This is a genomic window from Pseudoflavonifractor sp. An44 (assembly GCF_002161675.1).
In the GTDB taxonomy this organism is placed as follows: Bacteria; Bacillota; Clostridia; order Oscillospirales; family Oscillospiraceae; genus Enterenecus; species Enterenecus faecium.
Genome location: NZ_NFIH01000006.1, coordinates 64,804 through 90,945 on the forward strand (window position 1 = coordinate 64,804; position 26,142 = coordinate 90,945).

Annotated in this window: 25 protein-coding genes, 1 tRNA gene and 1 pseudogene; 15 read left to right on the forward strand and 12 right to left on the reverse strand. The window is 52.8% G+C overall.

What is annotated here, in order from left to right; all coding sequences use genetic code 11:
• Window positions 1–22: 22 nt before the first annotated feature.
• The 4 genes and pseudogenes from B5F98_RS04310 to B5F98_RS04325 form a co-directional block, all read left to right on the forward strand.
• Entirely contained in the window at window positions 23–1,234 is a 1,212-nt protein-coding gene (locus tag B5F98_RS04310; RefSeq protein WP_206418084.1) for a trypsin-like peptidase domain-containing protein, read from the forward strand.
• A gap of 14 nt (window positions 1,235–1,248) precedes the next feature.
• Entirely contained in the window at window positions 1,249–2,235 is a 987-nt protein-coding gene (locus B5F98_RS04315) for a biotin--[acetyl-CoA-carboxylase] ligase (protein WP_087369817.1), read from the forward strand.
• Window positions 2,236–2,249: 14 nt separating this feature from the next.
• Window positions 2,250–2,762 carry a transcription repressor NadR gene (locus B5F98_RS04320; RefSeq protein ID WP_087233970.1) on the forward strand — a complete coding sequence of 171 codons (513 nt, stop codon included), beginning with the start codon at window positions 2,250–2,252 and terminating at the stop codon, window positions 2,760–2,762.
• Between the two features lie 53 nt (window positions 2,763–2,815).
• Window positions 2,816–3,415 (forward strand): annotated as a pseudogene (locus tag B5F98_RS04325) (zinc metallopeptidase); the annotation flags it as partial.
• A gap of 66 nt (window positions 3,416–3,481) precedes the next feature.
• Here B5F98_RS04325 and B5F98_RS04330 read toward each other — a convergent pair.
• The 8 genes from B5F98_RS04330 to B5F98_RS04360 form a co-directional block, all read right to left on the reverse strand.
• The gene (locus tag B5F98_RS04330; protein ID WP_087369819.1) at window positions 3,482–4,183 is read right to left on the reverse strand and encodes a response regulator transcription factor; all 702 of its coding nucleotides are present in this window, start codon (window positions 4,181–4,183) and stop codon (window positions 3,482–3,484) included.
• A complete protein-coding gene (locus tag B5F98_RS04335) occupies window positions 4,176–6,818 on the reverse strand; it encodes a sensor histidine kinase KdpD (protein ID WP_087369821.1) in 2,643 nt (880 codons plus the stop codon). The genes B5F98_RS04330 and B5F98_RS04335 overlap by 8 nt, the downstream gene beginning before the upstream one ends.
• 74 nt (window positions 6,819–6,892) lie before the next feature.
• Entirely contained in the window at window positions 6,893–7,015 is a 123-nt protein-coding gene (locus tag B5F98_RS13440) for a hypothetical protein (protein ID WP_275532474.1), read from the reverse strand.
• 45 nt (window positions 7,016–7,060) lie between these two features.
• Window positions 7,061–7,711 carry a TrkA family potassium uptake protein gene (locus tag B5F98_RS04340; RefSeq protein WP_087369823.1) on the reverse strand — a complete coding sequence of 217 codons (651 nt, stop codon included), beginning with the start codon at window positions 7,709–7,711 and terminating at the stop codon, window positions 7,061–7,063.
• 18 nt (window positions 7,712–7,729) lie between these two features.
• On the reverse strand, window positions 7,730–9,064 hold the full coding sequence (locus B5F98_RS04345; RefSeq protein WP_087369825.1) for a potassium transporter TrkG: 1,335 nt from the start codon (window positions 9,062–9,064) through the stop codon (window positions 7,730–7,732).
• Window positions 9,065–9,699: 635 nt separating this feature from the next.
• Window positions 9,700–11,991 carry an AAA family ATPase gene (locus B5F98_RS04350; protein ID WP_158099775.1) on the reverse strand — a complete coding sequence of 764 codons (2,292 nt, stop codon included), beginning with the start codon at window positions 11,989–11,991 and terminating at the stop codon, window positions 9,700–9,702.
• Window positions 11,992–11,993: 2 nt separating this feature from the next.
• On the reverse strand, window positions 11,994–12,722 hold the full coding sequence (locus B5F98_RS04355; protein WP_087369829.1) for an ABC-three component system middle component 1: 729 nt from the start codon (window positions 12,720–12,722) through the stop codon (window positions 11,994–11,996).
• Complete coding sequence (locus tag B5F98_RS04360) at window positions 12,709–13,977, reverse strand: dsDNA nuclease domain-containing protein (RefSeq protein WP_087369831.1); 1,269 nt, start codon at window positions 13,975–13,977, stop codon at window positions 12,709–12,711. Before B5F98_RS04360 ends, B5F98_RS04355 begins: the two co-directional genes overlap by 14 nt.
• Before the next feature lie 491 nt (window positions 13,978–14,468).
• On the opposite strand from B5F98_RS04360, the gene B5F98_RS12915 reads away from it, so the two are divergent.
• Both B5F98_RS12915 and B5F98_RS04365 read left to right on the forward strand, forming a co-directional pair.
• A complete protein-coding gene (locus tag B5F98_RS12915) occupies window positions 14,469–14,633 on the forward strand; it encodes a hypothetical protein (protein WP_158099776.1) in 165 nt (54 codons plus the stop codon).
• An 11-nt stretch (window positions 14,634–14,644) separates the two neighbouring features.
• Window positions 14,645–15,688 carry a virulence RhuM family protein gene (locus B5F98_RS04365; protein ID WP_087369833.1) on the forward strand — a complete coding sequence of 348 codons (1,044 nt, stop codon included), beginning with the start codon at window positions 14,645–14,647 and terminating at the stop codon, window positions 15,686–15,688.
• Window positions 15,689–15,869: 181 nt separating this feature from the next.
• On the opposite strand, the gene B5F98_RS04370 is transcribed toward B5F98_RS04365, so the two are convergent.
• Window positions 15,870–16,676 (reverse strand): hypothetical protein, encoded by an 807-nt coding sequence (locus B5F98_RS04370; RefSeq protein ID WP_143482733.1) that lies wholly within the window; start codon window positions 16,674–16,676, stop codon window positions 15,870–15,872.
• A gap of 12 nt (window positions 16,677–16,688) precedes the next feature.
• Here B5F98_RS04370 and B5F98_RS04375 point away from each other — a divergent pair, with 12 nt between their 5' ends.
• Window positions 16,689–17,009, forward strand: coding sequence for a hypothetical protein (locus tag B5F98_RS04375; RefSeq protein WP_206418089.1), 321 nt, complete (start codon window positions 16,689–16,691; stop codon window positions 17,007–17,009).
• A gap of 60 nt (window positions 17,010–17,069) precedes the next feature.
• Here B5F98_RS04375 and B5F98_RS04380 read toward each other — a convergent pair whose 3' ends face one another.
• The 3 genes from B5F98_RS04380 to B5F98_RS04390 form a co-directional block, all read right to left on the reverse strand.
• Entirely contained in the window at window positions 17,070–17,366 is a 297-nt protein-coding gene (locus B5F98_RS04380) for a DUF2442 domain-containing protein (RefSeq protein ID WP_087257302.1), read from the reverse strand.
• Window positions 17,367–17,380: 14 nt separating this feature from the next.
• Window positions 17,381–17,641, reverse strand: coding sequence for a DUF4160 domain-containing protein (locus B5F98_RS04385; protein WP_087369837.1), 261 nt, complete (start codon window positions 17,639–17,641; stop codon window positions 17,381–17,383).
• A 224-nt stretch (window positions 17,642–17,865) separates the two neighbouring features.
• Window positions 17,866–17,942: transfer RNA gene (locus tag B5F98_RS04390), tRNA-Val, on the reverse strand.
• Window positions 17,943–18,042: 100 nt separating this feature from the next.
• Here B5F98_RS04390 and fabG point away from each other — a divergent pair.
• The 8 genes from fabG to B5F98_RS04430 all read left to right on the forward strand — a co-directional run bounded on the left by fabG (window position 18,043) and on the right by B5F98_RS04430 (window position 26,138).
• Window positions 18,043–18,774, forward strand: a complete 732-nt coding sequence (fabG, locus tag B5F98_RS04395; RefSeq protein WP_087369839.1) for a 3-oxoacyl-ACP reductase FabG — start codon at window positions 18,043–18,045, stop codon at window positions 18,772–18,774.
• A gap of 158 nt (window positions 18,775–18,932) precedes the next feature.
• Complete coding sequence (locus tag B5F98_RS04400) at window positions 18,933–20,102, forward strand: ABC transporter substrate-binding protein (RefSeq protein WP_087369841.1); 1,170 nt, start codon at window positions 18,933–18,935, stop codon at window positions 20,100–20,102.
• A 142-nt stretch (window positions 20,103–20,244) separates the two neighbouring features.
• Window positions 20,245–21,165 carry a branched-chain amino acid ABC transporter permease gene (locus tag B5F98_RS04405; protein ID WP_087369842.1) on the forward strand — a complete coding sequence of 307 codons (921 nt, stop codon included), beginning with the start codon at window positions 20,245–20,247 and terminating at the stop codon, window positions 21,163–21,165.
• A gap of 10 nt (window positions 21,166–21,175) precedes the next feature.
• On the forward strand, window positions 21,176–22,255 hold the full coding sequence (locus B5F98_RS04410) for a branched-chain amino acid ABC transporter permease (protein ID WP_087369844.1): 1,080 nt from the start codon (window positions 21,176–21,178) through the stop codon (window positions 22,253–22,255).
• 22 nt (window positions 22,256–22,277) lie between these two features.
• Entirely contained in the window at window positions 22,278–23,099 is an 822-nt protein-coding gene (locus tag B5F98_RS04415; protein WP_242954919.1) for an ABC transporter ATP-binding protein, read from the forward strand.
• Window positions 23,100–23,103: 4 nt separating this feature from the next.
• Window positions 23,104–23,805, forward strand: a complete 702-nt coding sequence (locus B5F98_RS04420) for an ABC transporter ATP-binding protein (protein WP_087369846.1) — start codon at window positions 23,104–23,106, stop codon at window positions 23,803–23,805.
• Window positions 23,806–24,439: 634 nt separating this feature from the next.
• Window positions 24,440–25,024: a hypothetical protein gene (locus tag B5F98_RS04425; RefSeq protein ID WP_087369849.1), complete on the forward strand. Its 585-nt coding sequence runs from the start codon at window positions 24,440–24,442 to the stop codon at window positions 25,022–25,024.
• 1 nt (window position 25,025) lies between these two features.
• Window positions 25,026–26,138 (forward strand): ABC transporter permease, encoded by a 1,113-nt coding sequence (locus tag B5F98_RS04430; RefSeq protein ID WP_087369851.1) that lies wholly within the window; start codon window positions 25,026–25,028, stop codon window positions 26,136–26,138.
• Window positions 26,139–26,142: the final 4 nt, after the last annotated feature.

Genomic DNA, 26,142 nt, shown 5'->3' on the forward strand with positions numbered 1-26,142 from the left:
TCTGATTCAGGAGGCGTTTGCCGTGTCCAACCATCTTTCCCATCGCTGGCCCCAAGGGGAACCCCGCCCCATCCACTACCACTACACCTCAGACCGTCGCCCCCGCCGCCTGGGTAAGGCGCTGCTGGTGGTGTCCCTGTGCCTGGTGGCCGCAGCGGCCCTGGTGTTCGGCGGATACCTGGGCATGGTCCACCTGGCCAACTCCCTGGCGGATGCCCAGAGGGGCTCCTTTGCCCCCCGCCCCTCCAACCATGTGGAGGTCAACGCCAACTGGGACCCCGCCGACCTGCCCTGGGCTCAGCCCGACCCCAACGTGTCCATCTTCGTACACGACCAGGACACCCAGCTCCTGACCAGCAACCAGATCTATGACCAGGTGCTCCCCTCGGTGGTGTGCGTCACCGCCGACCAGGGCAACGGCTCGGCCAGCGTGGGCTCCGGGGTGGTGCTCACCCAGTCGGGGTACATCGTCACCAACTTCCACATCATCCAGGGCGGTGTGTCCCTGAACGTCTCCATGCTCTCCAGCACGGCCAATTATGACGCCAAGCTGGTGGGCTACGACGAGGAGCTGGACCTGGCGGTACTGAAAATCGAGGCCCAGGGCCTCGTCCCTGCCCGTCTGGGCAGCTCGGACCAGCTGTCGGTGGGCGACTCGGTGTACGCCATCGGCAACCCCATGGGCTACCTCCACGGCACCATGACCGAGGGCATCATCTCCTCCCCCACCCGTACCATCCAGGTGGACGGCAAGGACATGAACCTTTTACAGACCAGCGCCGCCCTCAACTCCGGCAACTCCGGCGGCGCTCTGACCAACGCCTATGGACAGGTGGTGGGCATCACCTCCGCCAAGATCACCGGCGTGGAAAATGACACCGTCATCGAAGGCTTGGGCCTGGTCATCCCCATCAACGACACCATTCCCTTCCTCAATCAGATGATTCACACCGGACAGAGCTTCCGCCCCTCCCTGGGCATCCTGTGCCAGGAGGTGCAGATGGACGACACCTCCGGTGTGTACGTGGTGAGCACTACCGCTGACACCCCCGCCCACGAGGCGCTGCTGGAGGGCGACGTGATTCTCGCCGCCAACGGAGTGGACACCCCCACCCTCTACGCCCTGACCCGGGTGCTCAATGACACCGGGGTGGGCAACCAGGTGGAGCTGTCCGTGCTGCGGGACGGCGGTGTCCTCTCCATTTCCATCACCCTCTACGACCGTCTCACCTGACGGGAGGCCAAACCATGAATCAAGATCAACTCATTGCCCTGCTGGCCCAGAGCCCCGGCTATGTCTCCGGCCAGGAGATGAGCCAGACGCTGGGGGTCACCCGGGGCGCCATCTGGAAGGAGCTGTCCCAACTGCGGGAGCAGGGCTGGCCCATCTCCTCCTCCACCCGTTTGGGCTACCGCCTGGACGGCCCACCCCCTCAGCTCTCCGCCCCCTATCTGGAGGGGCGGCTGTCCGGCACCATCTCCTCGGGCCACATTCACGTCTTTGATCGGCTGGACTCCACCAATACCCAGCTCAAGGCCATGGCCGCCCAGGGAGCGCCCCACGGCACCGTGGTGGCCGCTCTGGAGCAGACCTCCGGCCGGGGCACCCGGGGCCGCACCTTCGCCTCTCCCCCCGGCGGGCTGTACTTGTCCCTGCTGCTGCGCCCCCAGGTTCAGCTGTCTGAGCTGTTTTCCCTCACGGGATGGGTGGCGGTGGCGGTGCGCCAGGCGGTGGAGACCGCCTGCGGCGCACCCGCCCGCATCAAGTGGCTCAACGATATCTACTTAAATAACCGCAAGCTGTGCGGCATCCTCACCGAGCTGTCCCTGCTGGGAGAGAGCAGCGAGCCGGACTATGTGGTCATTGGGGTAGGGCTAAACCTCAGCCAGACCGCCCAGACCTTCCACGACTTGGGGCTGGAGGGTATCGCCACCTCCCTGGCCCTGGAGGGGTACGAGGTGGAGCCCAACCACATGGCCCTCACCCTGCTCCAAGAGCTCCACACCATGGCCCAGCACTTCCCCAGCCACCACGAGGAATACCTGCACCAGTACCGCTCCCACTGTCTCACCCTCCATCAGCCGGTGGAGGTGGAGACCGGAAAGGAGACCTATCAGGCCATGGCCCAGGCCATTCTCCCCGACTTCTCCCTGGAGGTCACCGACCAACAGGGCTTCACCCATCCGGTGTCCTCGGGCCGGGTCACCCCCCACTTTCTCCGCGCCAATTCCTGACAGGAGGATTTCCCATGAACAGCCAACTGCGCCGCACCCACATCTTAGAATATCTCGCCCAGGCCGACGGCCCCCTGTCCGCCACCGCTCTGGCCCACACCCTCCAGGTCAGCCGCCAGATCATTGTGGGGGACGTGGCCCTGCTGCGGGCCTCGGGGGCCAACATCACCGCCACCCCCCGGGGGTATGTGCTGGACCATCCTGCCCCCGGCCGCACCTACACGGTGGCCTGCCGCCACAGCGAGAGCGAGATGGAGCAGGAGCTGAACCTGATGGTGGACCACGGCTGCACTGTGGAGTCGGTGGTGGTGGAACACCCGGTGTACGGCCAGCTGGTGGGACAGCTGAATCTGTCCTCCCGCTATGATGTGTCCCAGTTCATCCAGAAGGCCCAGGCCCATGACATGCGCCCCCTGTCTGAACTCACCGACGGCATCCACCTGCACACCTTACAATGTCGGGACGAGCAGGCGTTCCAGCGCCTGGTGGAGGCGCTGCGGGACGCAGGATTTTTGGTGGAAGAATAAAGACATATCCCCGAGGCAATCGCCTCGGGGATTTCTCTTGAAAATATGCCCAGCAACTCTCCATGCGCCGCCTCACCGGAGCAGATGCCGCCCGCATGGTGTTGGACGCCAACGGCCTGCACCAGGTCCGTATCGAACGGGTGGCAGGCAATCTCACCGATCACTATGACCCACGCACCAACGTCATCCGCCTGTCCGACTCGGTGTACGACAACGCCTCCACCGCCGCCATCGGTGTGGCCGCCCACGAGGCGGGCCACGCCATTCAGTATGCCACCCACTACCTGCCCATCAAGCTGCGGGCTGCCATCATCCCCATCACCAACATCGGCTCCAAGCTGGCCATGCCGCTCATCCTCATTGGCCTGCTGTTTGTCTCCGGCGACCTGGGGGTACAGCTGGCCTATGCGGGCATTGCCTGCTTCGGCCTGTCTACGGTGTTCCAGCTGGTGACCCTGCCCACGGAGTTCAACGCCAGCCACCGGGCCCTGGCCGCCCTGGAGCAAGGCCATCTGCTGAACGAAGACGAGATGGTGGGAGCCCGCAAGACCCTGTGGGCTGCGGCTATGACCTATGTGGCCGCCCTGGCCGTGTCCCTGGCCCAGCTGTTCCGGCTGCTGCTCATCGTGGGCAATCGGCGCAGAAACGATTGATCCTCAGGACAAGCAAACAAGCCGCCCTCCGGAAGGACACTTCTGGAGGGCGGCTTTCTGCACCAACTATTCCACTTTCATCATGCGATACCCCACGCCAATGTGGGTTTGAATATACTGGGGCGAACCAGGCTCTTTTTCCAACTTCTTGCGCAGGGTGGCCATAAACACCCGCAGGGAAGCCACGTCGTTGTCCCAGCTTCTCCCCCAAATTTGCTGGGTGATAAAGGTGTGGGTCAGCACCTTGCCCACGTTTTTACACAGCAAACACAAAAGCTTGTACTCGCTGGGGGTCAAATGCAGCTCCTGGCCATCCAGAAACGCACAGCCCGCGGCATAGTCCACTTTTAACTTTCCGTTGGTGAACACCGCCTCGGTACTCACGTTCCCCAGCTGCAACGCAGCCAGCCGTCGCTGCGTCACCCGCAGGCGGGCCAGCAGTTCCTCCACCGAAAAGGGTTTGGTCAGGTAATCGTCTGCACCAGCATCCAGGGCATCAATTTTATCGGTATCCTCACTGCGGGCGCTGATGACGATGATGGGCACGTTGGACCAGGTACGAATTCTGTGAATGACCTCCACCCCGTCGATGTCGGGCAGGCCCAAATCCAACAGGATGATCTCCGGGTTGTGGGAGGATGCCTCCAAAATCGCTGTCTCTCCGTTGGATGCCGTGAGAAAGCGATAGTCATGGGCTCTCAAGGTGGTAGTGATGAGGTTGCGCACCGGCGTATCGTCCTCCACCACCAGAATCAATGGTTTATTCATGTAGTTCTACCTCCCCGGCTGGTACCGAAAATGTAAAGATGGAGCCATGGGGCTTATGATCGCTCACCATGATTTCTCCTCCATGTGCATTCACGATGGATTTGCACAGCGCCAGACCCAATCCCATACTGCGGCGGCTGTCGGCAATCTGATTGGATGCACTGTAAAACATGTCAAAAATATGGGGCTTTGCCTGGTCGGGAATTCCGGGGCCATTGTCTGCCACCGAGATGTAAATAAACTTCCCCTCTTGCTTCCACCCAATTTCAATATCCGACCCGGGCGGGGTGTACTTCATGGCATTGTCAAGGATATTGATGAGGACCTGGACAATCAGCTTTGCATCTATTTGTGCCAGGAGATAATCGTCACTGCTCTGCACATGAAAGTGGTATTCCGCACGCTTCCGATTGATGTGCCGAAGCGCCTCTGCTACCACCTCGTCGATGAGCTCAGTGCTCAGGTGCAGGTTCATCCGCCCCTGCTCCAATCGGCTGACCGAGAGCAGATTTTCCACCAGATTGATCAGCCACATGGCATCGTCATAGATGTCGGCGTACATCTGCTCCTTGGTCTTTGCATCAAACAGCGGTCCATTGGAGAGCAGATTGCTGGCATTTCCCGAAATGGAGGTCAAGGGTGTGCGCAAATCGTGAGAAATGGAGCGGAGCAGATTGGCTCGCAGCTGCTCATTCTTGGCCAGCACGGCAGCGGCTTCCTTTTCCTCTACGTTCTTTTGGTTTTCCAAGGCCAAGGCACATTCTCCCAACACGGAGAGGAGAATACTGGACTCAAAGGAATCCAGCGGCTTATCCGAGGCGGCAATGCCTACCACGCTGTACACCCGCTCCCCGGTGCGGATGGAGAGATAGGTGCACCGGGCATCGGGAAGGGTTTCTGTCCCAGCTCCCGCCCGCTTGTTGTTGGACAGCACCCACTGGGCCACCTCCCGCTCCTTGGCGGTGGTGTAGCGCTGGGGAGATGCTGCCTCGTCCACCAGAAAGATTTCCGGCTCCAGAAGCCCGCTCTCATCTATGGAATAGACCACAATATCCCGCTGGAAGATTTTTAACAGCTGTTTGGCAGTCACGGAAATGATTTCTTCTTGGGTGTGGGCTCGTTGCAGATTTTGGCTGGTCTCAAACAGCAATTTGGTCCTCCACGCCACTTGAGCCGACCGTTTGGCATGGGACTTTAGCTTGGATGCCAAGGATCCGGTGAGCAGAGAGGCCAGAAACATCACGAGAAAGGTGATGGGGTATTCGCTGTCGTAGGCTTGCAGGGTAAATCTGGGTACCGTGAACAGGAAATTGAAGGTCAGGACACTGGCAATGGAGGCAACGAAGCTGCAAATGGAGCTTCTGGTGTAAACTGAGATCAACATGACGCCCAGGATATAAAGCGTAATGATATTGGCCTCTGTAAAGCCGAAGTTATAAAATAACAGGCCAATGAGTGTGACAAGGATGAGAATCCCTGCACTTTTCAACAGATCCAGCACGGAAATGGATGGCATATGCATCACTTCCCGGTGTTTGGTATCCAGCAGGCGATTCACTCCATTGTCCGGAATGATATGGATGTCCAGTTCTGGCGTCAGCTCAATGAGCCGTTCCGTCAGCGATGTCTTTCTCAGCAACAGCCGACGGGGTATCCCACTACGGCCCAGCACAATTTTCGTCACGCCAGACAGGCGGGAAAACTCCGCAATTTGATAGGCCACATCATCGCCATACACCGTCTCAATGGAGGCCCCCAATTGCTGTGCCAGACGCATATTGCCCTGAAGTCGCTGCTTATCCCGAGCATTCATCCACTGAAATGCCTTGGTCTCCACAAACAACGCGGTAAATCCACACCGAAACGCCCCTGCCATCCGGGCCGCTGTGCGTATGATTTTCTCATTGGAGGGGGCGGAAGACAGGCACACCAGAATGTGCTCATGGGTCCGATACTCCGTTTGCATCTTCTCATGGGTGTACAGAGCCGCCCGATCCGCACAGCGGCGCAGGCCCACCTCTCGCAGGGCGCTGAGCTGTGACAGGGAGCAGCCTTCCAGCAGCGCCTCCTTGTGTCCATCCATCAGCCGCTGTCGGAGCCGCTGGGGCTCCAGGTCGATGAACTCCACCTGATCTGCCTGGTCAAATACCCGGTCCGGAATGCGCTCAGGCACCGAAGTGCCCAGGATGGAAAAGACCGTGTCCTGAATGCTCTCAATGTGGTAAATGTCCAAGGTCGTATAGACGTCAATTCCCGCCTTCCGCAGCTCCTCAATGTCCTGATAGCGCTTCATATGGCGGCAGGCATCCGCATTCCAGTGGGACAGATCCTCAATCACAATCAGCTGAGGGTGCCGTTGGAGGCAGGCATCCAAGTCGATTTCATCCGCTATGTGCCCATCCCTGGCCACTTTTTTACATGGCAATACCTCAAACGTCTCTGCCAATGCCGTAGTCTTAGGCCACTGGGTATCGGAGAGTATGCCAATGGCCACGTCCAGCCCTGCCTGTTTGGCCTCTCTGGCAGATTCCAGCATGGCATAGCTCTTCCCAGCGCCGGAGAAATAGCTGGCAAAAATCGTGAGTTTCCCCTGTTTTCTTCCGGTGGCATGCCCCGCCGATGCAACCGCATCCATGGCATTCCCTCCTCTCAAACAGGTGTATTATAGCACAAATCCCTTGAGGTTGTGGGCAAAGTTGTGGAGGGCAGTTACTCCATGCGCTTGATCTTATCCTTACGGACTTTGTCCAGAAACTTGTACAATCCATCAATGGCAAAATACACACCCACACAAAAAAGAAGGATGACACCCAATAAAAGCAGTTCTTTCATCTTCTCCCCTCCTCTCGACCTATGGCTTTCTCTACATATCGCTCCTTAAATGTGAAAGCACTTCTGGATATCCCGCTGGGTTCCCAAAACCAAAATGGTACTGTTGACAGGCAGGCTGATATCCGGTGTGATGACGGTCATGGAGAACTTTCCATTTTGTTTGATGGCCATGATATTCACATGGTAGCGTTTTCTCACATCCAATTGGCCGATGCTCTTCCCCACCCAGCTATTGGGCACTTCCACTTCGAAAATAGCGTGGTCATCCCCCAGGGCGATGTAATCGGCAATGTGATCGGAGGTATACCGAATGGCGGTCCAATTTGCCATCTGCTTCTCTGGATACACCACCTCATCGGCGCCATTGCGCAGCAAGAACTTGGCCTGAATGTCCCGGCCTGCTCGGGCCACCACTTTTTTCGCCCCAAGCTCCTTGAGCAGGGACGCCGTTTCCAGAGAACTTTGAAAATTGTCTCCGATGGCTACAATGCACAGGTCATAGTTTCGCACCCCAAGGGAGATCAGGAAGTCTTCGCTGGTGCTGTCTCCAATCTGGGCGTTGGTCACAAAGGGCAGAATGGCGTTGACCCTTTCTTCGTCCTTGTCCACCGCCATAACTTGCTGGTTCAGTTCGTTGAGCTTCATGGCAATGTGCCGTCCGAAACGGCCTAATCCAATTAACAAAACGGTTTTCATATGTTCTCCCTCATCTCTTTATCCTATGGTAATTCGTTCCTGGGGCAGCCGGGCCACGTTCCCCTGGGTCCGGGACAGGGCGGCGAAAATCAGGGTCAGCCCGCCCACACGTCCAAAAAACATCAGCGCAATGAGAATCAGATGGGACACCCAGCTCAGTTGCGGCGTAATGCCCAAGGAGAGCCCCACCGTTCCAATGGCGGACGCTGTCTCAAACAGACAGGTGAGGATGGGCAAGCCCTCCATCCTGCTGATGATAAGCCCTCCAGTCAAAAATAAGGTCAGGTACATCATCAAAATCGTTGACGCCTGCACCACGGTTTCCTGGGACACACGTCGGTTGAAAAAGTGGGGATTCTCCCTGCGCCGAAACACAGCAATGGCACCGGCCAACAATACCGCCAGGGTCGTGGTCTTCATGCCGCCTGCGGTGGACCCGGGGGAACCTCCGATCAGCATGAGCATGGTAATCATGGACTGACCCGTCTCGCTCATGGCGGTCAGATCCGCGGTGTTGAATCCGGCGGTCCTGGGGGTGATGGCCTGGAACACCGACAAGAGCACCCGCTCGCCCAGCGGCTTTCCGGCAAATTCAAAGAAGAAAAAGTAAACAGTGGGGAGCAAAATCAACATTCCCGTCACCGTCAAGATCACTTTGCTCTGCATCCGATACTTGTGAACATGCCAGCGGTTGGTTCGGATGTCCTCCCATGTCAAAAAGCCGATGCCGCCCACCACAATCAGCAGGGCAATCACCAAGGACACCACTGGCTGGCCTGCATAGTCCACCAAAGAGGAAAACGGAGCCTTTACCCCCATCAGGTCAAATCCGGCATTGCAAAATGCCGAGATGGAGTGAAACAGGGCGTACCACGCCCCTTGGAGTAGGCCAAACTCCCGGCTGAACACCAAATACAACAGCGCGGCTCCCAAAAGTTCCACTGCAAATGCCGTCCGCAGGATAAATCCGGTCAGGCGGACAATACCGCCCACATTGGGAGCTGCAATGGCCTCCTGCATGGTGCTGCGCTGCATCAGACCGATTTTTCGTCCCGAGAGAATGGCAAAGGCCCCCGCCACGGTGACCACACCCAGCCCTCCAATTTGAATTAGCAGGATAATGATCACCTGCCCGAACTGGGACCAGTAGGTGGCTGTATCATGAATGACCAATCCCGTGACACACACCGCAGATGTGGAGGTAAACAGAGCGTCCAAAAACGGGGTCACCACCCCCTGTTGCGAGGAAATGGGAAGCATAAGAAGGAGGCTTCCCGCCAAAATTACCAGAAAAAATCCAAAAATAATAACCCGGAACGGGGACTTATTGTTTTTATGCAACCGCCGCCACATAAGTCTCCTCTCTTTCTTCGTCTTAATACGTCTTTATGGTTCCTTTATACCTTCATTATCCACATCCGGTCTAAAGAGAGTGTTAACATGTAAAGCCGCACATTAAGATGGTATAAAGATGTGCCGTTTGGGAGTGGTGGGAACTTAGGATAGGGCGATGGCTATGATTCAGAAGCCGTGTAAAAGAAGAAAGCAGCCCTCCGAAGGAACACTTCTGGAGGGCGGCACTTGGTCTCACGGTGTCTGAACTATGGTGAAAGACAATATGACAGCAAAAGAAAAAAACCGCTGTTTTCTCTCGAAACAGCGGTTTTTGTGGTGGACGATACAGGACTCGAACCTGTGACCCCCTGCACGTCAAGCGTCATGGGTACTTTTTTCTAATAATTTCGGCTTATTTCCAGTGCTTTTTATTTCATTCCATTTGCTTTTCAGCACTTTCCGCTCACAAGGTTTCCACGTGTTCCACGGCTGTCTGTGACTGGTTGTGTGGTCAATTTCTTCGGCCAGCCAAGGAGCAACCGCAATGGCTTTTCTCTCCTCTGTGGTTTTTAGTACGCTGTTAACAAAGAAGAATATATCCCTGTCCGAAGGCTAGGTCCCTGTAGCAGAACAAGCCATTAGCTAAAATCGCTCTATTGCGCCAAATAAATGCTTTGCATATTTATGGTTTTTACGTCGTATCCGCTTTGCAGGAATTTATATTGGAACAACTTTGCCTTCTGATCCTCGTGGGTGGATATCATTACCTGCCCTTGGTTAAGTTGTTCTGTCAATAGATCTGTAAGCGATATTGCACTCACTTCATCAATGGTTTGTAAAGGATCATCGATTAACAGCATATTTAATCCCGACGATTTACCGTATACGGTGTGTACAGCCAGTAGAACGGAAAGGGCAAGCCCATTCAATTGGCCAGCACTTAAAACATTGTACACATCATCGACCTTGTTTTCTGGCTTAAGAATAATTTTAGCGCTGCTAATCTCCGCATAAATTCCAAGCCCCAGCGGGTAGTTCTGAATGATTTTCCCGCTAAAAATAAAAATTGGGACTTTTAACGCTTGCTGTATTGCATTGTTATATGTTTTCTGTGCCTTTTTATGCTTCTCTAAAATAACTTCCAGTGTGCGAATTTTTTCACTATAAAAGCGCTCCGCCCGATCGTACTTTTTCTTGATTTCGCACAACAAATCCTCGGAATTTTTAATTTTTGTGCGGCTTTTTTGAGTGTATTGATAGCCAATATACTCAATTTTGCGTTGAAAAGAGTCAGGTGAGTGGGGCCTTATTTTTCCCTCATAAAACCGATTGTGTAAATCGCCAAAACTAATCATATCTTGGCGAGACAAATTGGTCGTACATCTTCGGCGCATTTTTGATAATTGGGCCAGCAATTCTTGCAAAGATCGAGTAAATTCGTCCATAGAACATGCGTCGCTTCCACATTCAAAAGAACCAACTCCGACCTGTTTCAGTTCATACTCTAGTTTTATAGTATCCAAGTCTTTTACTCTGCTAAGGATGTTTTGAAGTTGAATTAACGACTGATTTTCTTGTAATGTATTTTCAAAACACTTTAGTATATTGTTCCCGGCTTCAATTTGCTCTTGCTTAAGGAGAAGGAGCATTTGTTGTAAGTCGGATGTACCCTGACTTAGTTCTCTTTCTGCAATATTGATAGCGGACAAAAGATCATCGACCTTTGTTCCACATAACGGACAGACATTCTTTTCTAAATCAGCTTTTTCCTGTTGCTTTGTGTAAGTGGATATAAACTTCACTCGAGAATCAATAATTTTTTGCAGAGCAGACTCACGATTGCCTAATTGCTTTTCGATTGCCTGAACTTGTGATGTTAAATTTTGCAACTTTGTTATCATTGTGTTGCTAATACCAAAACTTTCATAAACCGAACAATCTGGTGAAAACTCACCTTTTTGTAGACTATTTGCCGCTTTTTGTATTAGATTTAGCTTGTCAAGTTGTTTTGCATTCTCTTTCAAAAATTTAATAAATTTTCGATAATAAAGAGCGAGATAGTCGTTTTGGTTCCACTTTACTAGTTTATCAATTCGCAGATTAAACCGCATGTTTTGATAATTCTCGTAATTTTCAGAAAACCTTTTAAGGAGCTCTACAGGCTCGATGAGCGAATCGAAAGACGCACTTACGTCAATTTCTTGTTTATCAAAGTCATACTCATCGTTATAGAATAATCTTTCATATGTAGGTTGTATCCCGCTTTGGCCTTGCATTTGAATTTGCTGTTTTAGTCTGTCAATATCTTCATTTAGTTGTTTTTCTCGCTGAGAAAAATCGCTTTTTATATTATCTAATCGGTAATTTAAGCATTTTTTCGTCTCTTGCAATACATCGATTTTCCTCTGTATAAACGAAATGTCTAGTATTTCGGCAACTTCTTGTCCACGAGTTTTATACTTGTTTTGGAGAAAAGAAAGCGATTCTCTTTGAGAAATGTAAATTCCCAAGTCAAACAAGTTTCGAGTGAAATGCAATAAATTCTGTAATTCGATCGTGTTAGATGGCTCACCATTTATTGTGAGTGTATTTATTTCATCTGGTGTACCATTTGATCCGTAATCCAGCTGACGCTCCACATGAATGATCTTGCCACCACTATCCTGAAAATCAATCGCGAATTTCATTGGCTTTTTAGGATCATTTGCTAAAATACTATAGTTATCACTTCCACGACTTTTTAAATCTTCTCTGAAAGATTTGATTTCTCCGGTCAGTAGCAATTCAATTGCATCAAACAGAGTTGTTTTCCCGTATCCGTTAGGGCCATCGAGAATTGTTAAACTTCCTCTGCCGGGAGTTGAAAAATCAAAAACAGCAGGTGAATCAGCTGTTACATATTTAAAGTTACTGTATGAGAGCTTTTTGATATTATAATAGGTCATTTTCATTCCTCAAAATCGTCGATGATTCTATTTGCTATTTCCTCAGGCGATAAATTTTCATCCCAACACTGCAAAAGAAGTTGGTTTAAATCCTTTGCCCTGTTTTTTTGTTCATTATCTTGAATCCCTAGTATATTCTGCACCACCAATTCATCATAGTCGGGCAGCTCATTTGCTTGAAAAGATAATGGAATGCAAGGTATTTTGATTAAAAGCCTCAACAAAAAAGACATTGCAGCGCTCTCTATATTCTCGCCTTTAATTGTACGGAGAATATTCTGGTTGAGTTTATTGTCTGTTTTATTTCCGAGCCATTTACAAAAAGCTTCGTATTCTGACAGCGTATAATAAAAAACATATTTTTTATATGTAAATTCATTTTCTTCTAACTTTATAATCTCTTTACTCACATTTTCGGTAAAGTCAGGAATTTCCCAAAAATATATAATATATGAGTCACTGGGGTGTGGGCCCTCCCCGGCGATCCACTCGCTGCGTTTATGAATGGTAATACTTTCGATATCAGCAATAGCTTCCTCTATGTTCTGGGTATCGCCTAGGTCAGCAAAGAAAAAATACTTTGCACCTTTGGCTAAAGGTTGGAAATAGAGGGCAACATTTTTGCTTGGCAACGAAATTTCACTTTTCTCATCAGGGATTTCAGGCACTATGTTGCCACCATTTATTTGGCGTATCCAATCTAAAAACGAACTTAAATTAATGTCGTTCATTCTTTAACTCCTTTAAAAATCTTTGCTCTGAAACAATTTCTGTTCCTGCATAAGGGTTGCCAATTGCCTGGACATCAGCAATAGTCCATCGACTACAAATGCAGTCTTTTTGCAAATCTACCATAATGTCGGTATCCATTGCAGCTAAGAGCGTATTTCCAGCAATTGAAGGTTGAATGTCAATATTATTTTTAATATTTTGTAGTGTAGTTTCCAAGGATCGCTGTGTATTTGCCCCAATAGATAAAAGGGTAGGGAGAACCAACTTGTTTTTCGCTTGTGACAGATGAGATTCGAAGATGATACCATCATGCTGTCTTCTTATTCCATCAGCGTTGCGGCTACAATGAAACGGGTACACAATATGTTTGCGAAGAGCATCGATTGATGCGTGTGATACATAATCGAATTCTGACCATTTATTAACTCCAGGATTGATAACCTCGATATATTTCCGAATGTCGTTTAGTCGTGAAAACTCCTCTTCAAGGCGGTGTATAACGCACTCGGGGTTACAAGAACGATTCTCTGGACAGTCATTTTCGCAATAATTAGGCACCAGATGACTGAGGATTTCTCCCAGATACCTGTATATTTCTTCCCTTTTACAGAATTCCATTTGCTCATACCCAGAAATCACTGTATCCTTCATGACGTTAACAAAATCAGTCAATAGGATTCGATAGTTTCTGTCACGGGAATTCTGATTGTGCATCATCGCAACCTTGCTTTCTAAAAAAACACAAAGCTTGGCGTATATAGTATATACGGTTTCGTCATTTACCACGAAAGGTGTTTCTTTGCATTTGGTCAGATATAGTTTAATTTCTTCGCGAATACAATTTGAACAGTTAACAATAGAAACCGTTTCCCCATTATATTGATATAATTTAATATGGTTACGATATGTGTTGTCTTTATTGTTCCAATCAACTATGTCAATCGCAGAGACTAAAAAACATTGAGCCATATAATTTCCACATTCAGCTTTGTGTCTGATAAGTTTTTGCGCAACACTTTCTTCTGATGAAGAAACTGTGTAATAACGATGCTTCTTTTGAGAGAGTACAGCCTTCACCTGATACAGAGCAAGTGTTGTGTCATTGTGCAAAATGGCGAAATCTTCTTGCCTTTCAAGCTCGATACTATATTCATCTACGCTATTGTTTTTGTTGATTTCTTGCAATGCACATAAAATCGCCATTTTCCCCTGATAGTTAAATCCACTCCAAGAAGGAATAGCATCATTTCCCATTGTTGTCGCTCCTTGTGTTGTTTGGGTATAAATATGTAGAATACTTAGAGCGGAAATAATGGGGTCCGATTGATCTAATGTGGTGTTTACCTAACTATATCACATGGGATGACCAATAATTTGGACCTTATCTTATTGTACCAGAAATTTATACCGCTCAAATACACAAATATTAAATTGCTATGTCGATTTTAACACACTTGTCGAATAAATGCAATTTTTGGAAGAGTTTTATGTTCTGGAGGGGGCTTTCTGCTGCATCCAGCGGCAACTTCGTCATCTGGACTTCAACCTCGCTCAATAAGACAGCCAACCACTAAATCAGCCCTATTTATAGGACCATTACGGACACAAAACTGCCCCTTGTGCAACACCAAAGTACATAATATAATAATAAATTGTAGAAAATCCAAAACTGACCATGGGAAAAGTCAAACGACCACTTCCCCACCGTGATAATAGAGAAAACAAGAGGAACCGACTGTGGAGATGTGAAGAAAGAGCAGGAGCGGGACGAGCTGCACCATGCCATCTGGACCATCGCCAACAAACTATGGAAGCTGTGGACGAGTGTGACCTTAAAATGTGCTGGTCACCATGTTCTATCGCTATATTTCGGAAAACCTTTGCAATTACATCCACAGCAGCGAAATTGAGGTGTAACTCCATGCAGGACAAAGAAAATAAGTTGATTCGTTCTTCTGCTGCAGAGTACCTGACCTTTGTAGCCGCCACCGGTGATACACAGCAGAGCTTTGAAATGCGGTATGAGGATGAAAATATCTGGCTGACGCAAAAAATGATGGCCACACTGTATGATGTGGATGTCAGAACGGTCAACGACCATATCAAAAAAATCTATTCTGATGCTGAATTGGAAGAATCGGCAACTATCCGGAAATTCCGGATAGTTCAAACAGAAGGCACCCGTCAGGTGAATCGTGAAGTAAATCACTATAATCTACCCATGATTATTTCCGTGGGCTTCAAGGTCAACAATGAAAGAGCCGTACAATTCCGCAAATGGGCAAACGGAATCGTCAAGGATTATACCATCCAGGGCTGGGTGATGGATGAGGAACGCCTGAAAAACGGTGGAACGGTTCTGACCGAGAAATACTTTGAGAAACAGCTGGAGAAAATTCGGGAGATCCGTCTTTCTGAGCGAAAGTTTTATCAAAAAATCACCGATATCTATGCCACTGCGCTGGACTATGACCCCAGCGCCAAAGCCACCCGCAGATTTTTTGCAGCGATACAAAACAAGCTGCATTACAGCGTCCATGGGCAGACAGCGGCAGAGGTGGTCTACAACCGTGCGGATGCCGAGAAAGAGCATATGGGGCTGACAAACTGGGACGGATACCCCGATGGAAAAATTCATAAATCCGATGTGGTAGTGGCAAAAAACTACCTGACAGAAGAAGAGCTGCACCAGCTGTCACGGCTGGTATCCGCTTATCTGGATTTGGCGGAAATTCAGGCGGAACGGAAAATCCCCATGACCATGGCGGACTGGGAACAGCGTCTAAATGGGTTTTTGACCATGTGGGATCGGGACGTGTTGCAGGATGCAGGGAAAATCTCGGCGGAAATGGCGAAAATCCACGCAGAAACAGAGTTTGAGAAATACCGCATTGTGCAGGATCAGCTCTATACCAGTGATTTTGACCGCTTCATGCTGGAGCACGGTGAGGGAATCATGGAATAAGACGGTTGAAGGAACTGATTCAGCAGCTTTGCCCGGATGGGCGCAGTTCGTGCATATCGGCAGAGTTGTACCTTATCGCCGTTTACAGAACGATTTTAGTACACTGTTATCAAAGATAAGAAAACCTCGCAAAAAGCAGGAAGGCCCGGCCCGTGAATTGACACAGGCCGGGTTATTCCATTTAGTCAAATCCTTCGAAATAGCGATTTTGAGTCAAAAGAGAATAGAGATGTTTTTTCAGCTCTGCTTCCCCAAACCAGTCACACGCATCCAACAAATCTTCCTGAATATCCCCTACATAGGCGCTCTGAAATAGCTGGCGGGCCAGACGGTCATCATGTTTCAGTTGTTTCAAAAGAGGAACCTGAACAAACTGATTTCGGCACAGATCGCACATATCCCATCTCAACAGCTGCTCGGCCACCTCCGGTTCCTGGAGGTGGCTTCCTGCTGTGTCCAACAGCAGCTTCATCATCTGAACTGCGGTCTGGGGGTCGCTGTCACCGACTTCACATAGGAGATCCTGGGCGTCCATATCCTCCAGCTCCTCCGCCGTCCATCGCCGGACAGCATCGGGGAAGTCCGCAATCAGCAGATCCCGGCAGGCCCACTCGTTTTCGGAGAAGTCCCAGCGGCGCACCATATCCACCAATTCTGTGCGGGTAAAATGGCGTGGCGGAGGCGTAGTGTCCTCCACAGAGACGGTGAAACTCAACGTAATTTTGGGTGTACTTTTTTTGGTGGCCAGCTTGGCCTGTTCAGATGGAAACAGAGAGGAAATGTTCCCAAAATCCCCACACCAGCCACACTCCCAGCGGTTTCCCCGCACCGTGACAGGACTGCCGCAGTGCGGACATCGGATTGTTGCCATACACAAGCCCCCTTTCTTTACCACCATTGTAACCGTTATCTCCCGACGTGGCAAGTGTGGTGCCGACAGACGAAAAAGAAATTTACCTTGATGTAGTTGCAATACGTCTACGCTCATGTCAGCGATGAAATGCGTCAGAGAGCCGCAGACCGCATCGACCGGGGCATTGCCGGGGTGGAGCCACCCCCCAATCCAAAGCCCAGCAGACCAGCCACAGCCGTCCCCTTCCAGGCGGTGAAGGGCAAATACCGCAAGCCGGGAACCGGCTGTGTGACCCAGATCAACGACCACCTCTGGGAGGGACGCTACTCCCCCAAGGTCAACGGCAAGCGCATGGCCCGGAACATCTACGCCCCCACGGAGGCGGAGTGTGAGGAGAAGCTGGCAACACTGATCACAGAGATGAAACAGGAACTGGCCCTCCTCCGAGCTAAGAAACCAGCAAGCTGAGAAAAAGCCACCCTCCAGATAAAATACTCCTGGAGGGTGGCTCTTGTATCAATATTTAACTTAAATCGCTTCTCTGAGGGGATCCTCTACAATGGGACAGGCCTCATACAGCTGGCATGGGTCAAGATCAATACAGGTACAAGGATCTCGGTTTCCGTCCACATCCCACGCCACCGTATCGTTTAAGACGGTCAGCCGATCCCGGAAGAAGTCGGCATCCTGCAAGGGTGCAAACACGCCACCCTTTTGCACCAGTGGGGATGCGTCCAGAAGCCGCACGGTGCCATCGTGAAAATAGACGTAGACAGAGTAATTTTGTCCAGCCACAGCCTGGACAACCTTTGGGATCAACTCCATAGCGGCCTCCTTTCTCAGATCAGGGGGTTAATTCGATTCAGAGGCTTGGCATCCTTGGCCAATTCCCAGTTCTGCATCAGTTCGTCCCGATGCAGCTCACACCACGCCAGGACCAGCTTCAACTGCCGAGATGGAAGTGCGCCCCGAATCACACAAGCAGACTGAATGTCCACCAATGCTTTGTTCCTGGCGTATTCCGCATGAAAATGGGGAGGATTGTGGTCACTGTAAAACATGGTGACCCTGATTCCATAGAACAGACTGATTTCCGGCATCGTCAGCGCCTCCTCTCTTCATTCAGTATAGCAAACCAGAGGCATTTTTACAACCAAAATCGCCCCATCAATTTGAATTTCTCTCTGATCTGGAATCAAAGCGTTATTTTTCCTGTCTGTGACTAAACTGTGGTCAAAACGAATATGTGGTCAGGGCTCACCCTGTAAACACCTCGAAAAAGTAAAGAAAAACCGCCGTTTTCTCTCGAAAACAGCGGTTTTTATGGTGGACGATACAGGACTCGAACCTGTGACCCCCTGCACGTCAAGCAGGTGCTCATACCAGCTGAGCTAATCGTCCATTGCTCACGGGAACGAATGCTATTATACATAATACTCCCTTTCTTGTCAACACCTTTTTTTCATGTTATACTTTTTTTATTCTATCCCGAGGTGATCGTATGAAATACGCCCTGATAACCGGCGCCTCCGGCGGCATCGGCGCCGCCACCGCCCGCGCCTTCGCCCAGGCCGGGTACGGCGTGGCCATCCACGCCCACCGCAACGTGGACAAGCTCCACGCCCTGGCCCAGGAGCTCTCCGCCCTCTCCGTGCCCGTGTTGGAGGTGTGCGCCGACCTGTCCGATCCCGTCCAGGCCAAAACCATGGTTGACAATGTGTCAGAAAAATTTTGTCAACTTGACATTTTGGTTTGTTGCTCTGGCCTGTCCCATGTGGGTCTGGTGACGGACATTGACCCCCAGCAGTGGAGGACCCTCTTCGGGGTCAACGTGGACGGCATGCACTACTGCTGCCAGGCCGTACTCCCCCACATGGTCCACCGCAAAGAGGGGTGCATCCTCACCGTTTCCTCCATGTGGGGCCAGGTGGGGGCCTCCTGTGAGGTGGCCTATTCCGCCACAAAAGGTGCCGTCATTGCCTATACTAAGGCCTTAGCACAGGAAGTTGGCCCTTCAAACATTCGGGTCAACTGCATTGCCCCCGGCGTCATCGCCACCGAGATGAACGCCCATTTATCCCCCGAAGACCTGGACGCTCTAGCTGACGAGACCCCCTTGGGCCGCATCGGAACGCCGGAGGAATGCGCCGCCTGCGCCCTGTTTTTGGCCTCGGATGGGGCCTCCTTTGTCACCGGTCAGGTGCTGGCTCCCAACGGCGGCCTGGTAATCTAAGACATTTTGTCGTCAGTATGCAATACAATGACCGTCCCACGTGGACGGTCATTGTTTATTTTATAGGTTGACAATCTTGTGACCCAGGTCTATAATTGTCAACAATCTTACCGATTCTCTTGCAGCGTGTTAAATCGGTAAAATGGGAGGTTGTTACAATGAAAAAGAAGCAGATTGCAGCGATGCTCATGGCAGGCGCCATGTGTATGGGTATGCTGGCCGGCTGCGGCAGCAAGGACAATACAGGCAGCAGCGACTCCAACGTGTTCACCGTGGGTGTGGTGGGCCCCCTCACCGGAGACGCCGCCATTTACGGTACCAACGTGGTCAACGCCGCTCAGATTGCTGTGGATGAGATCAACGCCCTGGGCGGTGACATCCAGTTCCAGCTCATCTCCGCCGATGACGTCAACGACCCCGAGACCTCGGTCAACGCCTACAACCAGCTGATGGATAAGGGCATGCAGATGCTGGTGGGCACTGTCACCTCCAAGCCCGCCCTGTCCGTGTCTCCTCTGTCCAATGAGGACCGGGTGTTTACCCTCACCCCCTCCGCCTCCGGTGACGACGTCATTGAGGGTAACGACAACACCTATCAAGTGTGCTTCACCGACTCCAACCAGGGCAGCCGCTCCGCCCAGTACATCGACGAGCACTTTGACGACGCCAAGATCGCCATCATCTATAAAAATGACGATCCCTATTCCCAGGGCATCCGGGACACCTTCGCCGCCGAGGCCAAGACCCGCGGCATGGACGTGGTCTATGAGGGCACCTTCGACAGCTCCAGCCAGACCGACTTCAACGTGCAGCTCACCGGCGCCCAGTCCGCCGGAGCTGACCTGCTGTTCCTGCCCATCTACTACACCCCCGCCTCCGTCATTCTGACCCAGGCCAACGCCATGGGCTACGCCCCCACCTTCTTCGGTGTGGACGGTATGGACGGCATTTTGACCGCTGACGGCTTCGATGCCTCTCTGGCTGAGGGCGTGTATCTGCTGACTCCCTTCTCCGCCGACGCCCAGGACGAGGCCACCCAGAACTTCGTGAACGAGTACAAAGAGCGTCACAACGGCGAGACCCCCAACCAGTTCGCCGCCGATGCCTATGACGCCGTGTACATCCTCTACGAAGCCATCAAGGCCTCCGGTGTCACCCCCGACATGTCCAACGAGGAGATCTGCGACGGCCTCATCCAGGCCATGGGCGATCTGTCTGTGGTGGGTCTGACCAGCGCCGGGTCTGAGATGACTTGGGACGACAACGGCGCCGTGTCCAAGGACCCCGCCGCCGTCATCATCAAGGACGGCACCTACGTCACTCCCTGACGCAACCATCCAATCCGAATAAAACACAGGGCAGGCTGCCGGGCTCCGGCAGCCACTCTGTATTTCTATCCCAGAAGCCGGCACGGAACCCCTTCCGTTCTGGCTCCTGGAATAGAGGAGAAAAAGAGAGGATCGAGAGCTTATGGAATTTCTATCATACCTGATCACCGGTATCAGTCTGGGCAGCATCTACGCCATCATCGCCCTGGGCTATACCATGGTGTATGGCATCGCCAAGATGCTCAACTTCGCCCACGGCGACGTCATCATGGTAGGCGGCTATGTGGCCTTCTACTCCATGACCTATGCCAGCGGCTCCCTGTTGGGGGATTCTCCCTCGGCAGTGGCTACCGGGCTGTCCACGCTGGTATGCGTGCTGCTGGCCATGGCCGTGTGCACCGTGCTGGGCATTGTCATTGAGGGCCTGGCCTACCGCCCCCTGCGAGAGGCGGGCAGCCTGGCGGTGCTCATCACCGCCATCGGCGTGAGCTACTTTTTGCAAAACGCCGCCCAGCTGCTCTTTGGGGCTAACCCCAAAAACTTCACCCCCGTCATCAGCGGACAGCTGACCTTGTTCGGCGGCCAGCTGCGCATCTCCTATGTGGCTCTGCTCACCGTAGTCGCCTGTATCGTCATCATGGTGTGTCTGACCCTGTTTACCAACCGCAGCAAGATGGGTAAAGCCATGCGGGCCTGCTCCGAGGACAAGGGCGCGGCTCAGCTCATGGGCATCCACGTCAACCGCACCATCTCCATGACCTTTGCCATCGGCTCTGCTCTGGCCGCCATCGCCGGGGTGCTGCTGTGCTCCTACTCCCCGGTGCTGCTGCCCACCACCGGCTCTATGCCCGGCATCAAGGCCTTTACCGCCGCCGTGTTCGGCGGCATCGGCTCCATCCCCGGGGCCTTCCTGGGCGGCATTCTGTTGGGCATCATTGAGTCCATGGCCCAGGCGTACATCTCCACCCAGCTGTCCAACGCCATCCTCTTCGCCGTGCTCATCGTGGTGCTGCTGGTGAAGCCCTCCGGTCTGCTGGGCAAGTACGTGCCTGAGAAAGTGTGAGGTGGCGGATATGAAAAACTACTTCAAAAACATGAAAACCATCACCAAGGTGGACTACGCCACCTATCTGGGCGTCATCGCCGCCTTTGTGATTGTGACCCTGCTCCAGTCCGCTGGAATGCTCACCCGCTCCATGACGGGTATGCTGGTCCCCATCTGCTGCTACATCTGTATGGCGGTGTCGCTGAACCTCACCGTAGGCATTCTGGGTGAGCTGTCCCTTGGCCATGCAGGCTTTATGAGTGTGGGCGCTTTCTCCGGCGTCATCGTGTCCATGAGCCTCCAGAGCTCTGTACCCAATGAGCTGGTCCGGCTGGTGCTGGCCCTGGTAGTGGGCGCCATTCTGGCCGCTGTGGTGGGCTTTGTGGTGGGTATCCCGGTGCTGCGTCTCCGGGGCGACTACCTGGCCATCGTCACCCTGGCCTTTGGCGAGATCATCAAGGGCATCATCAACTGCCTGCTGGTGGGCTGGGATGAAAACGGGCTCCACATCGCCCTGAACATTGACGGCACCAAGACCATGGACAGTCTGCACCTGGAGGAAGGCGCCATTCAGATCATCAAGGGCGCCCAGGGTGCCGCTGGCAACCACCGCATTGCCACCTTTACCGCCGGGTTTGTGCTGGTGATGATCACCCTCATCATCGTGCTCAACCTGGTGCGCAGCCGCACCGGACGGGCGGTTATGGCCATCCGGGACAACCGCATTGCCGCCGAGAGCGTGGGCATCAACGTCACCAAATACAAGCTCATCGCCTTTGTCACCTCAGCCGCCCTGGCGGGTGCGGCCGGCGCGCTGTTCGGCCTGAACTACTCCAGCGTCAGCGCCGACCAGTTCGACTTCAACACCTCCATCCTGGTGCTGGTGTACGTGGTGCTGGGCGGTCTGGGCAACATCTGGGGCTCCATCATCGCCACCGTGGTGCTGTACGTCCTGCCCGAGGCACTGCGTGAATTCTCCGACTACCGCATGTTGGCCTACGCCGTGGTCCTCATCCTGGTGATGCTGGCCACCAACAACGAACGCTTCAAGGCGGCTCTGAGCCGTGTGATTCCCAAGAGAAGAAAGGGGGCCGCCGTCAATGGCTAAAAAGGTATTTGAAAAAGGGAAAATGGTCCCCGTCCCCAGCCACTCCATCATCCCTGAGCGTGACCTGTACAAGTCCCCCATTCTGGAGTGCAGCCACTTGGGCATCGACTTCGGCGGTCTGGCGGCGGTGAAGGACTTCAACATCACCGTGGGCCGCACCGAGATCGCCGGACTCATCGGCCCCAACGGCGCCGGTAAGACCACCGTGTTCAACCTGCTCACCAAGGTCTACCACCCCACCCGGGGCACCATCCTGGTGGACGGCATGGACACCGCCGGAAAGACTCCCGCCCAGGTCAACCGCATGGGCATCGCCCGTACCTTCCAGAACATCCGGCTGTTTAACAACCTGTCCGTGGAGGACAACGTGAAGATTGGCCTCCACAACCAGACCCGATACAATGCCCTGTCCGGCATCCTCCGCCTGCCCAACTACTGGAAACAGGAGAAAATGGCCCACGAGAGCGCCATGGAGCTGCTGTCCATCTTCGACATGCAGGACCTGGCGGGTCACAAGGCTGGCTCCCTCCCCTACGGTGCCCAGCGGCGGCTGGAGATCGTCCGGGCCCTGGCCACCAACCCCTCCCTGCTGCTGCTGGACGAGCCGGCGGCGGGCATGAACCCCTCCGAGACGGTGGAGCTGATGGAAAACATCGTGAAAATTCGTGACACCTTCCACATTGCCATCATGCTCATTGAGCACGACATGAACCTGGTCATGGGTATCTGCGAGGGCATCTGCGTGCTCAACTTCGGCCAGATCATCGCCAAGGGCACCGCCGAGGAGATTCAGAACAACCCGGTGGTCATCGAGGCCTATCTGGGCAAACAGAAGGAGGGCTAAGACCATGCTGAAGGTCAACGACATCAACGTCTATTACGGCGCCATCCACGCCATCAAGGGAGTGTCCTTTGAGGTCAATGACGGCGAGATCGTCACCCTCATTGGCGCCAACGGGGCGGGTAAAACCACCACCTTGCAGACCGTCTCCGGCCTGCTCCACTCCCGCACCGGCTCCATCGAGTTTATGGGGGAGAATGTCATGGGCCACCCCGCCCACAAGCTGGTGGGCAAGGGCCTGGCCCAGGTCCCCGAGGGACGCCGGGTCTTCCTCCAGATGACGGTGGAGGAGAACCTGGAGATGGGCGCTTACAGCCAACCCAAGTCCACCGTGGCAGGTGGTCTGGAACGGGCCTATGAGCTGTTCCCCCGCCTGAGCGAACGCCGCCGTCAGGTGGCGGGCACCCTGTCCGGCGGCGAGCAGCAGATGCTGGCCATGGGTCGAGCCCTCATGTCCAACCCCAAGCTGCTGATGCTGGACGAGCCGTCCATGGGTCTGGCCCCCATCCTGGTGGAACAGATCTTTGACATCATCCGCTCTCTCCACAAGGCGGGCACCACCATTTTGCTGGTGGAGCAGAACGCCCAGATGGCCCTGTCCGTGGCCGACCGGGCCTACGTGCTGGAGACGGGCAAGATTGTCTCCACTGGCACGGGCGCCCAGCTGCTCAATGATGAATCCGTAAAGAAGGCTTACTTGGGCGGATAGCCCTCCGAAATATGCAAGCATATTTCGGAAAAAGTTGCAGCCCGCTGCATGCACCCTTGGGTCAAAGGACGACCCAAGGCCACACTGGCGGGCTGAGAGGTGTTTTTTCCGATGCACATGTCCCCGAAAAAAACGGATTTCAATTTATTTTCCCGCCCCCGGGCGGGAAAACTCTGCCGAGGGCTTTTTACCCATAAAAGATCATTTATTTTTCTTGGTAAACTTGTGTTTTTTCCCCATCTGAGACGATGCAGAACCGAACTGAAGTGACCCCCAAAAGTTAGACAATATTTTCTATCAAAAATTGCCCTTTACTTCCTCTCTGCTCCATGGTATAATTTGTTAAAGCATCCAAATTTATAGGGCATATGAGGTGATTCCCATGTACAATTCCTACAGACACTTTTTAGAGCAGTTTGGAGTCATTTACAATCACAGCAAGGAGCACATTTACGAATAAAAGAGCATCCGTCGCAAGTAAAGTGATCGCCAGCCTTCTCTTGGCAGGAATGTTGGCCTCTCACGCCTTCGCCTACTCCACTCGGTCTATCAATACCGGAAGCTACACATACCGAGGTAACATCCATCTCTTTGCTCAAGCTGGCTGATTTTTGTCATAAGGGGGTCTTTTCTCATGCCTGTCACCTATACATATTTGGGCCGTGGGCTGATTACCCACATGATCTGCGGGGTATTTCTCCTGTTCTTCTGTATACGAGAATATAAAAGAACCCAGAATCGGCTGCGGGTGGTCGGCATGGCCGCCTTAGTGTTAACTATGTACCAGGCTAGCTGTTCTGCGCTTCTTGACTTCCCCCTTGGAATGGAGGATCCCCTGGCTCAATTCCCTAATTATTCCCAGGTCTTTTTCCCATACTTTAAGGAAAACCTACTCACCCTCCTCGAGCATCCCAGTTATATGTTGGAAATTCAGGAGGCCAATCGGTTCTTCCTCCCTGCCCTTTTGCCCGGAGTTCTGCTGACCCTGATGTTACGACCTCCTAGAAGGATCACTCGTTTTCTCCTGTATACTGGAATATTCGTGGCCTACTACCTGGTACACTGGACCATCATCATTCTTCTTACCCGGACTTGGCACACGATTACCGGAATCGATTTGATTTATTTTGTCGTTGCTATGCTCATCGGTTGGTGTGTGGGGCGGCTCATTCTTCGCCTTTGGCCCGCTTTCGGTGAGCGTTTGGAGATTGGGTGCTGATATGACTCAAAGCATTCGTTGGACTTTGTACTTTTTCCGCCGAGAATGGCGCTTTCTTCTCCTTCTTCTGGTGACCCTCGCTGTCACCGTAACATCCATGCTGTTGCTGTTAACAGCTCTGGAAAATGCCATCCAGGACTCCTCCTCTCTGGCCAAAGCGGAGCGGGTATGGAACTTGAATCTACTCCCCATCCCCCAACCCAGTCAGAGAAATCAGAAGTTGGACGAAGTGCTCTTTCATCAATCCTTTGGGACGGTAACATCCGTGTCCGATCTCTCTTTGTCCTCCCAGGCAACGATCGACCTCAGCCCGGAGACCTCCACCGCCTTCCAAGCTGTAGCCATTCTAGACAATACCCGTAGCGATATACTTACGGTGGATTCGGAACCTGCAACGCCAGAACTGGTCCAGGGTCGCTGGTTTTCCCAGGAGGAACTGGAGCACGGCGCCGCTGTGGTGGTACTGGGGGAGAACAGTTCTCTGGGCAAAGTCTATCCCCCGGATTCCACTATGTTCCTGGGCGGAGAATCTCTCCGGGTGGTGGGCCTCTGCCGCGGAACAGACCTCTATGCCCCCTATGCTTTGGCATTGCACAGCTCAGTTTTGGCCCTGAATGTCTCCACAGTCACCTTCTCGCATCCCCTATCCCATTCGGATCGACAAGCCTGGGTGAGTCTTCTGGTTTCTCTCGACGCAGCTCCCCAATGTCAGGCTGACGCCTTCTCCCAGATGGATATGAATACACTGCTCACCGATTTCATCCTGTGTATACTACTTCTGTCCTGTTGTTTGCTGGTGTCCCATGAGCTGTTTGGTGAGTTGTTGCGGCGGAGAAGCTACGAGTTCATCATTTACCGCATCTGCGGCATTCCACCAGGCATGCTCCGCGTGAATTTTTGGCTACCTATCATCCTTCTGATCTTTGCCGGATATGGCGTGGGGGCCATTCTGTACCATGCCGCATACCCTCTGCGGGCGTGGCTGCATTTCTTCCAGCCCATAAGCCCGGTGTACGTTATCGCTGCCACTGCCGTGTATGTTCTGTCTCTGTCCATACTGGCATGGTTTTGGGGCCGTATCCTGCGCTGCGCAGCAGTGCTTCACAGGGGGTGAATGT